The organism is Spirulina sp. CS-785/01 (assembly GCF_028330525.1).
Taxonomy (GTDB): domain Bacteria; phylum Cyanobacteriota; class Cyanobacteriia; order Cyanobacteriales; family Spirulinaceae; genus JAQMSD01.
Genome location: NZ_JAQMSD010000138.1, coordinates 1 through 11,593, shown reverse-complemented (window position 1 = coordinate 11,593; position 11,593 = coordinate 1). Strand labels below are relative to the sequence as shown.

At 47.4% G+C, this 11,593-nt stretch carries 9 protein-coding genes and 1 pseudogene; 2 read left to right on the top strand and 8 right to left on the bottom strand.

The window, feature by feature from the left end; all coding sequences use genetic code 11:
* The coding region (locus PN462_RS08820) for a ParA family protein (protein WP_272127730.1) at positions 1-627 on the bottom strand (627 nt) is incomplete at its 3' end.
* Positions 628-831: 204 nt separating this feature from the next.
* On the opposite strand from PN462_RS08820, the gene PN462_RS08815 reads away from it, so the two are divergent.
* Together PN462_RS08815 and PN462_RS08810 are read left to right on the top strand one after the other, a co-directional pair.
* A complete protein-coding gene (locus PN462_RS08815) occupies positions 832-2,382 on the top strand; it encodes an AAA family ATPase (RefSeq protein ID WP_272127728.1) in 1,551 nt (516 codons plus the stop codon).
* Positions 2,379-3,116 (top strand): helix-hairpin-helix domain-containing protein, encoded by a 738-nt coding sequence (locus PN462_RS08810; protein ID WP_272127727.1) that lies wholly within the window; start codon positions 2,379-2,381, stop codon positions 3,114-3,116. Before PN462_RS08815 ends, PN462_RS08810 begins: the two co-directional genes overlap by 4 nt.
* 259 nt (positions 3,117-3,375) lie before the next feature.
* On the opposite strand, the gene PN462_RS08805 is transcribed toward PN462_RS08810, so the two are convergent.
* From PN462_RS08805 to PN462_RS08775, 7 genes and pseudogenes are all read right to left on the bottom strand, one after another.
* Entirely contained in the window at positions 3,376-5,763 is a 2,388-nt protein-coding gene (locus tag PN462_RS08805; RefSeq protein ID WP_272127725.1) for an ATP-binding protein, read from the bottom strand.
* 28 nt (positions 5,764-5,791) lie between these two features.
* Positions 5,792-6,457 carry a J domain-containing protein gene (locus PN462_RS08800; RefSeq protein ID WP_272127724.1) on the bottom strand — a complete coding sequence of 222 codons (666 nt, stop codon included), beginning with the start codon at positions 6,455-6,457 and terminating at the stop codon, positions 5,792-5,794.
* A 40-nt stretch (positions 6,458-6,497) separates the two neighbouring features.
* A complete protein-coding gene (cysK, locus tag PN462_RS08795) occupies positions 6,498-7,460 on the bottom strand; it encodes a cysteine synthase A (protein ID WP_272127723.1) in 963 nt (320 codons plus the stop codon).
* Between the two features lie 21 nt (positions 7,461-7,481).
* Positions 7,482-7,916 carry an RrF2 family transcriptional regulator gene (locus tag PN462_RS08790; RefSeq protein ID WP_272127722.1) on the bottom strand — a complete coding sequence of 145 codons (435 nt, stop codon included), beginning with the start codon at positions 7,914-7,916 and terminating at the stop codon, positions 7,482-7,484.
* 207 nt (positions 7,917-8,123) lie between these two features.
* Entirely contained in the window at positions 8,124-10,301 is a 2,178-nt protein-coding gene (locus PN462_RS08785) for an iron uptake porin (RefSeq protein ID WP_272127721.1), read from the bottom strand.
* Positions 10,302-10,508: 207 nt separating this feature from the next.
* The gene (locus PN462_RS08780) at positions 10,509-10,790 is read right to left on the bottom strand and encodes a 4a-hydroxytetrahydrobiopterin dehydratase (protein WP_272127719.1); all 282 of its coding nucleotides are present in this window, start codon (positions 10,788-10,790) and stop codon (positions 10,509-10,511) included.
* A gap of 616 nt (positions 10,791-11,406) precedes the next feature.
* Positions 11,407-11,593 (bottom strand): annotated as a pseudogene (locus tag PN462_RS08775) (photosystem II D2 protein (photosystem q(a) protein)); the annotation flags it as partial.

Below are 11,593 nucleotides of genomic sequence, written 5' to 3'. Positions count from 1 at the left end.
TTCTGCGATCCCGCGATCGCTCTCTCGTAGTTGCGTTAACCGACTCTCCAACAACCCAACCCCCACCACAGACAGAGGTTCAGCTTTTGCAGGGACAATGTAATATTGACTGGCCAACAAAGCACTACGAGTGATCAGGTTATCCCCAGGGGGAAAGTCGATCAGAATTAGATCGTACTGCTTTAAGACAGGTTTGAGAATCACCCGCAATAAGTTATTCTCCACATTATTCCAAGTTTGCTCAAATTCCTGTTGGTTGGACTGGGTTTTTGTGTAAATTAAAGCTGAGAGGAGAAAATCGTCGTAGAGTTCCACATCTCCTGCAATCATATCCAATCCCTTGATTTGACAGACATTGCGATAGATAATTTGTTGGATAGGGAGTCGGTCTTCGGTATTCGCACGGATGGTCTGATCAATCAGGGTTTTCAGAGTGCGTCGTTCTTTTTTCAGCTTGGCAAAGTATAAAGGGGGCATCATACTCAGAGTAGCATTGATCTGAGTATCTAAATCGAGGATGAGAACCCGTCGTCTATACTGTTTGGCCAGACAAGTCCCCACATTAACGGTGATGGTTGTTTTTCCCACCCCTCCTTTCATATTGACAATTGAAACAATATATGCCATCGCTGTCCTTGGTGTCCCCCCTCGATCATAGACTGAAGTGGTACGTTTGCGCGGTTTGACGCTGATTTCTGTCTATTCAGGGAATGAGACTGCATTTCCCGAAAAATATATTACAAATTTTAAAGGATTGGGGAAAGTTACCAATTTTGGATCGGGCTATATTTTATAATTTCCCTAGTTTAATCCATTGATCTCCCAAGACTCTTGAAATTTCACCCTGTCCTCTGTCGCAATGAAACGGAAGTTGAAAGTAAACTCATTACTCAGTATCTACTTCCTCAGTTGGGATATACTCCTGATACTTGGTCTCAGGAGGTTGCATTCGGGAAAGCAAGACTAGATTTTCTCGCGTTTGCAACATCTTTTTTCCCTCGTCCTCTAGATGCAGTCTCCCAGTTATCTGTGGTCATTGAAGCAAAGCATCCCAGAGAAAAATTAGATGATCATGTCCGAAAATTTAAGCAATATTTAAACAAATTACACATTTGTCATGGATTGTTAACTAATGGGAAAGAAATTCGCATTTATGAGCGTATTCAATCGGAGATTTATTTAAAATTAACTTGTCGTGGAGAACAAGTTGAGGACTTTTTACCGGAGATTAAACAATTAATTGGTCGTGATGAATTACAAAATAGAGAAAGTAATGGCCGAGAAAGTAATGGCCGAGAAAGTAATGAAACATTAAACCCAGCACCCCCCGTTAAACCCATTACTCCGAGTCCTCCCCCATGGTCTCCCCAGTCCACCCCAGACGCAACTCCAGACTCAGAGAATATATCTGCAAATACGAATAATCAAGACACACCCCCAATTATTCATAAATTTGTAGCCACCCATCGTGATATTGCCAATTTTAATCCTGTTCAACGTGCGAATCAAGTTAAGAAAACTATGAAAGTTATTACCGTTTATCATAATAAAGGAGGGGTTGGGAAAACCACCACCGTTGTTAATCTTGCTGCGGCCTTAACCAAAAAAGGGAAACGAGTTTTAATTATTGATTTAGATAGTCAAGCAAACACCACTTTTGCCACAGGATTAATTAAATTTGAAGATGAACAAGAAGATGACATCAAAGAATCCAATATTCTCCAGCTTTTACAGTCTGAGGAATTCGATTACATTCCCGACATTGCCAGAAAATCCCAATTTACTGATCCAGAAGTGGATGTAGTCCCATCTCATATTGATTTAATGCAGTATGAAACAGATTTGAATTCCTTAGACTATAGTCGTTTAATCTTACGAGATAAACTCAATCAAGTGAGTGATACCTATGATGTAGTTTTAATTGATACTCCTCCCTCCTTGAACTTTTATGCACGAATTGCATTAATTGCCACAGATTATTTAATTATTCCCTCAGATTTAAAACCCTTTGCCAATCAGGGATTAACCAATGTGAAAGATTTTGTCAAAACCATTAACGGATTTAGACGACAAATTGGACGGTCTGAAATTGATGTGTTAGGAGTTTTAGCGTGTCAGATTTCCACCAATGCACGGTTTGTCCAACATACCCTGAGAAAGCGATTACAAACTATCCCTGAACGCTATGCGTTACCTGTGTTAGATACCGTAATTTATGAACGGGAAGATTTAGCGAAATGTACCGAAGAAGTGCAAGAGGTTGATGGCCATGAAATTCCCAATCCTCGCTCTATTTTAGACTATAAACCCAATTCTAAAGCCGCACAGGAGTTTGAATTATTGGGGATGGAAGTATTAGATAAAGTTGGGGTTAAGGTATGAGACTGTCATCATCGTTTATTGCGGTACGAAAAATAGAACCTCCTGATATTCCCAAGTCGCAATATTCCCAAACCCAGATCAACACCCTTGCAGAGCAAATTTTAGCCAGTGAAGGATTAATTAATCCCTTAATCGTCAAACGTACCAGTTTAGAGTCTTATCAGTTAGTTGAAGGGGTGTTAGAATACTATGCAGCAGTAAGAGCAAGAGAAATGGACCCCAGACGGGGGGAAATGATCAATGCGTTTATCGTCGAGGGAGAGAAAGCAGAGTCATTACAAACCCAAGTCCACCTCCTGAGACAACCGAAAACTCCCCAACCTGTCACCCCACCCACAGCAACCCCACCCCCCGTAGAAAGTCCCACTCCACCCTCTCCCCCACCGTCTTCAGTGGAGTCACAGTTACTCGACTATCATTCCCGTCTCACCCACATGGAGTTACGGTTTGAGAAACAACTAGAAGCACTTCAACAGCAACAACAAACCTTGTTGTCTCGTTTAGACGCAATGGAAACAGAAAAAACTCCAGAAGTTGCTGATCCTTTGGTGGTGGTGAATACTTTACCGAAAACCGAGTTAGCATCTCGGTTACGGGGATTGAACACTCAGCAATTGAATGCGTTAATTAAAGCACGAGAGCAGGGAGAGTTTTTGTCACGGACGGATTTGCAAAAACGGGTTAAAGGAGTCGGTTCACAAACCATAAATAAAATTTGGGATGATTTGTCCTAATCTTTCGTCTGAAATGACTTTATTCAGTTATTCGCTTATACCGAATCAATCGCTAACTTCACCCCCGTTATTACTCTTAATTTAATCCCTTGGCCTAAAGCAAAAGCTCTCTAAAAGAAGACTAATATAAAATTTCGCTTGTTTTAATTAAATCTATTTCTTGTAAGCCTTAAAAGGCTTACTACGAACTTATTAGGGTTCACCCAATTTCAGACAATGGGGCAACTCTTTACTCTGAGGAATTCATTTTAAGGGATTTTTAATCCCTGACCGTGTAATTTTCTAACAATTGTTGAATCCCATAATCATTAAACTCTGCGGCTAAAGCCAGGATGCGATCGCAAAACCGATGATACCGTTCATCCAACTCCCTGAGACGACGCGCTTCCCCCTCAATCATAGAAAAATCCCCAATTCGGGCCCCGTGTTGTAACAATGTACATTCCATCACCGGAGGAATCACCCACTCCTCCTCCAGAGAAGACCCATGAGACTCTTCTTCATACACCCAAACTAACTCTAAATATTGCTGTAAATACAACAACAACGGTTCAATCTCAATAGGTTTCGGTAAAAACCCATCACACCCAGCAGCCAAACTCCGTCGCTGATCCTCGGCCAACACCGACGCACTGGTAATAATAATCTTACTCTCCCCTAACTGAGGATGCTCTCGCAACCGTCGCGTTAACTCCACCCCATTCAACGGACCCATCACTAAATCCGTAATCACCAAATCCGGGAAATACACTTCCGCCAACCGTAACCCCTCCTGGCCATTCACCGCAGTGATACAATCAAACCCCAAGGCCATCAACACATCCACCAACATCACCCGATTTACCTGATGATTGTCAATAATTAAAATGCGACGACGACGGCCTTCATACCCCACAATCGTCCGTCGCTCCCCATCCAACCCAGACTGACATTTCCCCGTCTCTAACCTCCCCTGGGGGACAACCAACGTAAACCAAAAGCAACTCCCCTGTTGAGGAATACTCTGCACAGACAATTCACTTCCCATCATCCCTAACAGTCGTTGGGAAATCGTTAACCCTAACCCCGTCCCATCGGAATGTTTCCCCGTATATCCCACTTGCTGAAACGGTTCAAAAATCGCCGGAATGTATTCCGGTGCAATTCCCACCCCAGTATCCTCAATGCTAAAGCAAATGGCACATTTTCCCCTAATCCGCCTGTCCTCTTGCGTCACCGTGAACGTAACCCGTCCTTGGGGGGTAAACTTCACCGCATTTCCCAGTAAATTTAACAACACCTGACGTAATCGCTGATCATCCGCCACCACAGTCAAGGGTAAATCGGCACCGGGATGAAACTGAAACTCCAGTGCTTTTTGTTGAGCGCGAATGCGGATCATGGCTGCGACACTTTCGAGAAAGGGAAATAAGGGAAACTCTTGCTCAAAAAGCTCTAATTTCCCCGCCTCAATCTTAGAGAGATCAAGAATTTCATTAATCAACGTCAATAAATGACTCCCGGAATTTTCAATAATATTCACCCCATTACGATAAGCATTCAAGTCTGAGGCACGCTGCAAGATTTGTGCATAGCCTAAAATACCATTGAGGGGAGTCCGTAATTCATGGCTCATGGTGGCCAAAAACTCGCTTTTCGCTTGGTTGGCCTGGTCGGCCTCCTCTTTGGCCACCTGTAACCGGACTTGAGACTCCCGCAACTCCTGTTCCATGCGCTCTCGCTCCCGAATTTCCGCCGTTAAACGCTGATTGGCTTGATTCGCTTGCTGTATCGCTTCCCGCAAATATAGGGGTTCACGGACTAAGACAAAGACCACTGCACCCGCTAAAAAGGCCAGTAGTCCTCCCCCACTGCGCCACCAAATTGCTCTAGGGGGTAATTGTTGCCACCCCTTTTTGGGAATGGCCGCAATTTGCCAATAGCCATTGGGTAGGGAAATGTCAAGGAGAACCGGGTCTTGTTCAAATACCTCCGGGTCGCCAAAAAAGATTTCTCCGGCTGCTCCTAAGCCGTCTCGCCCCCGTAATCCATAGCGGAGGTCATTTTTGGGGTTGAGAAGTCCCACTTGCTCAAAGAGACGCTGATCGTCAATTAAGAGGGTGACGGCTCCCCAGAGACGACCACTGCCAGGGGGGCTATTGGCGGGGGTTGTAAAGACGGGGGTAAAATTAATGAAGGCTGATCCCCCCTCTACCAGTTCCACGGGGCCGGCAATTTGGGTTTTCCGGGTGTTCTGCATCCGTTGAATGACCCGATACTGCCCTGGAATGTGGCGTAAATCTGCCCCAATAATGGCTTCTCGTCCTGGGTTGGGATAGGTGTTGCGGAGGATTGTCCCTTCTACGGCAGAGATGCCATAAATGCCCGTTTCTTGGGCTAAGAGGAGTTGGGCAATTTGGTCAAATTCTTGATCGGAGGTGTCGGGGTTGATGGAGAGGAGGGCGACTAGGCCCCGTGTGAGAAGGAGTCGGGCGTTAAGATATCCTTCGAGTTGGGCCCGAATGGTGCTGACTTGGCTGATGACTTGGGTGCGGGTCCGGGCGATTGCGCGATCGCGTTCACTCCGATCAAACACAATCACTCCACTCAACACCCCCATAAAGGTTAACATCGCCGCCAACACTGGGAAAACCTTAAACTGACCCATGGCCCTCACCTACAGCAAACAACTCTCTTTAACCGTTTGCGGCCTCTTGGCGCAACCGTTCTGCACGACGAAAAAATTCTTGTCCCGTGTGCAAATACTCCTCATCATAATTGAAGGGAAACCAGTCCAATTCCTCTAACCCATCCAAAATATGATTGAGACAATAATATAAATGGGCCGCTTTACGGGCAACTGTGGGGGGGTTGGGCTGAGAACGAAACAACCTTTGTGCCTGTTCTAGGGTGCGGCGACAATCCTGTAAATAGTCTTGAAAGTCCGCCATTAGGTCATCATCAAAGGGATCAGCGGCCAAGTCCTCAATTTGTTCATCGAGGGATTGCAAAATCGGGCTAATCAGGGCATCAATGGGATCATAAATCTCCTTTAACCATTTGTGAAGATGCTGATCTGGGTTGGGGGTCCTGGTGCGCTTGGCTTGATGCCGTTGTTGGGCGGTGGCGGTGCGACGATAGCGGCGGTTTAAGGGGGTATTCTGGCCTTGTTGGTCGTATTGTAACCGCCGTTGGGGGTCGCTTAATACCTCATAGGCTGCATTTAATTGAATAATCCGTTCGTGACTGGACTTCTCGGTTTGGCTATCCGGGTGAAATTGCTTCACCAAGCGGCGATAAGCGTGCTTAATCTCCGCTTGGCTGGCTTGGGGGTTAACTTGTAGGGTTTGATAGTAATTCAATGCAAAATACAGTTAGCATCGGGGTTTCCGACAGGGGGATTTAATTCAGGGATGACACCGGATGCTGTTCTAAGTCTTGAAAGAGGGGGGTGCTTAAATACCGTTCCCCGAAACTGGGCTGAATCATGACGAGCAGTTTACCTTGATTTTCTGGGCGTTGGGCGATTTGAATGGCGGCACAGAGGGCAGCCCCGGTGGAAATGCCGGAGAGGATGCCTTCTTCTTTGGCCAGTCGTCGTCCGTAATGGATGGCATCGTCATCAGTGACGGCGATGACTTCATCCAGGAGATCGACGTTGAGGACTTCGGGGATAAAACCGGCCCCAATGCCTTGAATTTTGTGGGGACCGGGTTCACCGCCGGATAAGACGGGGCTGCTGGTGGGTTCGACTGCGATCGCGCGAAAGTCGGGTTTTTTCTGTTTCAGGACTTCGGCGACTCCGGTGATCGTGCCGCCTGTGCCGACTCCAGCCACCACTATATCCACTTGGCCGTCGGTGTCTTCCCAGATTTCTTGGGCGGTGGTTTGGCGGTGGATGGCGGGGTTGGCGGGGTTGCGGAATTGTTGCAACATATAGGCGTTGGGGGTGCTTTCGACGATTTCTTGGGCCCGGCGAATACAACCTCCCATGCCCCCTGGCCCTAGGGTTAGTTCTAATTGGGCCCCGTAGGCGCGTAACATGGCCCGCCGTTCGCTGCTCATGGTTTCGGGCATGGTTAAAATGAGTTTATATCCTTTGGCGGCGGCGGTCATGGCGAGGGCGATGCCTGTGTTGCCGGAGGTGGGTTCGACGAGGATGGTTTGGCCGGGGTGGATCAGGCCGTCTCGTTCGGCGGTTTCGATCATATTTGCCCCGATGCGGTCTTTGACGGAGGCGGAGGGGTTCATTCCTTCTAATTTGATGATGATCTCCGCGACGCAGTTTTGGGCGGCGGGAATGCGGTTTAAACGGACTAGGGGGGTGCGGCCAATGAGTTGGCTGATGTTGTCGGCAATGGGCATGGGTTTCTCCTTGTGGGTTAGCTAGATGTAATACATGAGGTTCACTTGCGATCGCGCATTCCGTCGGTCGAATAAATCTTGTAAGCTGTAGCGTTGCAAAATCTCGTAGGCACTATCATAAACTTCTTGCCAAATTTCTTCTACCACTGCTCCTTCTACTGTGGTGACGGTGCTTTCGGTTTTACTGCGGGAGTCTGTGCCCTCTAAACAATGGAGCACGTCGAGTAGGGTGATTTGCCAGGGGGCTTGGGCGAGGTAGTATCCGCCTTTGGCCCCCCGTTGACTGGCGACGATGCCTCCCCGTCGTAAGGTGGCGAGGAGTTGTTCTAGGTAGCGATCGGGGATATGCTGCGATCGCGCAATTTGTTTAATCTGGAGAGGGTCTCCCTCTTGATAATGTTGGGTGAGTTCCAAAAGGGCCAGTAAGGCATATTCCGTCCGACAGGAAAGTTCCACTGATTTTTTCAGGTGTGAGTGAGCAATGATGGACTATGTTCTAGTATACTCCCATTCTCCGGTCGGGATTAGAGGATTTTTGCAGAAACGCCAAGAAACGCCATAGCAAAAAACCTACCTCCTTGAGGTAGGTTCTTAAAATTGCCGAGTTATCTGGTTTAATGCTTCCCCCGACGTGGAGAGAAGCCCCCCAGACAGCAACAAAAATTAGAAGGAGAACGTGGTTCTCAACGTTCCAATCACATTGGAATCATTTTCAAAGTTCTGGTTAGGATTAATCACCCAAACCACCCCAGGGGTAATGCTGATATTACTGGTGAGTTGGTACTTGTAGAACCCTTCAATGTGCCAGACATCATCAACACGACGGACTCCGTCATTGACTCCAAGGGCTTCAATACCACGCAGGGTGGGCTGCATCCCCCCGTAAAATCCTAAGACATTGCCTTCTTTACCAAAGTCGGGAAGGGCAACACCGAGGGCGTAAGTCCAGATATCCGCGTCACCCCGTCGCAGCATGGTGACATCAGTCCAAGTAATTGAACCATTGACCACAAACTTAGAAGACGGCCGGAAGGCGAATTGCGCACCGAAGGAGTTAGTCACCATTTGCCGATTATCGGCGTTGTCATCGAGTAACACCCAAGGGTTATTGGCGAGATAACTTCCCACTAACCCTGTTTGGGGATTCCGGGCTTCTCCTTCTGCGAAAATCGGGCTTTCTGAGGCATGATACCCATGGACATAGGTTAAGCCCAAGGCAATGGTATCGCTCACGTTGGCATTAATGTTCCCCAAAATGGAGTAATCTCCATTGAGGAAACCTTGTCCAGCCCCTGGGTTAGCGGCATTACTACCCGCTAAGTACCCTAATGTGACGGTACTGGGACCCAAAATGCTTTCGATGGGCGTAAAACCAAAGCTCAGAGCCGCCCCTGAACCACCGCCAATGCGGAAAATAGGATTCCGTTGGGCGAAGGTGGATAATGCCCCATCGCCACCATCAAAGTCCTCAAAGTAAGGGTTGAGGGTGGGGACTACATCACTCCAGTTCCCGCCGGCTGCGGAGATGTAGGCTTGGGAGTTACGGTAGGGGAAGTAATAGGCTAATTTGTCTAACTCAACGTTGTTATCGTTCTGGTTGTTATCGTTCTGGCCAATATTAAAGGTTTGGAACGAGGAGAAGGATTCAGAGTTGGGAATTGTGCCAATATTCGCACCTTCTAAGCCGACGGTTTCAAAAGCTGCTAAGTTTCCAGCCGTTAAGCGAGTAACTAAGCGGTCGTTTCCGGTGAAGCTGGTGTTCAGTTCTAAACGAACCCGGTCTCCAAAGGCCGACTGACTGAGAGAATCTAAGGTATTGGAGACATTATCCTCGGCATCATCATCGCTGGAGATGTCGAATTCGTTGGTTAAGGCCATGATTACTTCCCCAGACAGTTTGGTGGTCGTGGAGAATTGATGGTCTTCGAGGAATGCCACGCGACCTTCTAAGTTATCAACGCGAGTTCCTAATGTGGCTAGTTCCGCTTCAAATTCTTGGATGAGGCGTTGTAAGGTTTCTAAGTCCGCACGAGTTACAAAGTCGGCGGTGGAGGCTGCGATTAAACGCTCAATCTGTTGCAGACAGGCGTTTAACCCGGCGGCAAATTCATAGCGGCTGAGGGGACGGTTTCCTCGGTATGTGCCGTCAGGATACCCTTTTAAGCAGTCGTATCTGCGCACCAAGTCATCTAAGGCTTGGAATGCCCAGTCGTTGGGGGAAACATCGGTAAATTGGGCTGCTCCCGGTACGCCTTGCCCCAGTGAACCGTTGGAGTCTTCAGTCCCATAACGGTTGATTTGTTCGAGAATTTCGTTCCCTTGGGGATTGGTATTGGAACGATTTTCAACCGGGGCGGTTTGAGCAATGGTGCTTTCATGTTGCCCAGGGGTAGATAGGCTGGGTTCGTCGGCATGGGCTAACTCGTCTAAGGAGTCGAGTTGGCTGGTTGCTGCGTTGACTTGGCTGGCCTCTAATTCGGGGCTGGCCTCTAATTCGGGGCTGACGGGTTGCGCAGTAACGGCAGTGCGTTCGAGTTCTTCTAATTCCAGTTCACTAACTTCTAGTGCATTAACTGAAATAGACTCCGAGGCCACCTGTTCTGAGGCAACCTCGGCTTGGGCTGGTTTTTCCGCCTGTTTTTGTCCGGTCTCTTGGGGAGAGACTTTTTTATTTAAAGCATCTAGCTCCGAATCACTTAATACGGATACACCTGATGCTTTGGGCGTTGCCTGAGAAGTTTCCACTTCCGGTGCGATCGCTACTGCTGGGTTAGAAAGAAGCAGAGCCATCCCTACCGCAGCAGGACTCATTAACTGTAATCGCCAAAACTGTTTTAACATTGTTTGTCCTCACACCTTGCTAGCAAGTGACATTGGGTTTGGTTAACCTATGCTTTTTTAGCCTATCATACACAACCTGAGCAAGTGTTGATCGGCGGTTAGGCTGGTCAAAGGTTGGCCAAGATAGTGTCTTGTTCATTTTAGACCGTTTCCCTCCACGAGACACTCGCTTAGACCCGTGATATCTTGCTTTTTTTTAGATCAAATTTACGCTAACTGAGAAATTTTTTTGGCCATCTCAAAATCTCTCTCGGTTAACCCTCCTGCATCGTGACTGGTCATGCTGACTATCACCTTATTATAGGAGATTTCTAGGTCGGGATGATGGCCGGCGGCTTCGGCTGGCTCAACTAAACGATTGACAAAATCAATGGCCGTGACGAAATCTTTAAATTTGAAGGTTTGTTGAATTTTGTTGCCAGTTTGCGTCCATCCCGAAAGTTGTTGTAAGTTTTCTTGGATTTGTGCGTCACTGAGTAATTGTGCCATGGGTATCGGGGCCTATCTCGCAATATCTCTTATCTACAAAAAAACTATCCGCTCTTACGAGGAGTGAGCAGCGTTGAGCTACTAACACTATTGTAAGAGCGGTCTGAGCGGGTCTTCCTAGTCAAAGTCTGACTGCCGAAAGGAACTTTAATTGTTGTTGGGGAGTTACTTCTGAGAACACGCTCAAAAGCGGACTCATCCACTCAACTCCTAAAGAACAGCCTCGGCGCACAGCCGACTATATCCAACTAGGAGACCCATAATTTTACTACTATCAATCATGGGCATCACCTCCTTTTTGCCTAGACGGACTTGGTTTCAAGACTTTTCGATCTGGTGAGTTTCTCACCTTGATATCCAACATAACACCTTTTCTTCAAAAATGGTCACGACGGGGAAAATTTTTTCCGGTTTGGGGTGGGAGTGTCGGGTGTTGGGTGTCGGGAGATGGGTTACGCTATGCTTCACCCAACCTTGTGTAGTATTAATCATTGTAGGGCTGGCAATGCCCACCCTACTCTCTGTTGCCTTTACTGTTACAGGAAGCCAAAAAAAATCCCCTCTTGGGGAGGGGAAAGAACATTCTGTGACAAATATGTATGAGAACGTTTGAATCTTAGAGCGCGTTACCGCGAGGTAGCACTTCTTCAGGGAATTCAAACCGTTGGTGAGGTTGGTCTTGAGGGGCCATCCAGGCTCTCAGACCTTCGTTGAGCAGAATGTTTTTGGTGTAGAAGGTTTCAAATTCGGGGTCTTCTGCGGCCCGAATTTCTTGGGATACGAAGTCGTAAGCCCGTAAGTTT

Bases quoted from the DNA above. Each gene is read 5' to 3' on its own strand.
- PN462_RS08810 (WP_272127727.1), top strand. From the start codon at position 2,379: ATGAGACTGTCATCATCGTTTATTGCGGTACGAAAAATAGAACCTCCT.
- PN462_RS08805 (WP_272127725.1), bottom strand. From the start codon at position 5,763: ATGGGTCAGTTTAAGGTTTTCCCAGTGTTGGCGGCGATGTTAACCTTT.
- cysK (WP_272127723.1), bottom strand. From the start codon at position 7,460: ATGCCCATTGCCGACAACATCAGCCAACTCATTGGCCGCACCCCCCTA.
- PN462_RS08785 (WP_272127721.1), bottom strand. From the start codon at position 10,301: ATGTTAAAACAGTTTTGGCGATTACAGTTAATGAGTCCTGCTGCGGTA.
- PN462_RS08780 (WP_272127719.1), bottom strand. From the start codon at position 10,790: ATGGCACAATTACTCAGTGACGCACAAATCCAAGAAAACTTACAACAA.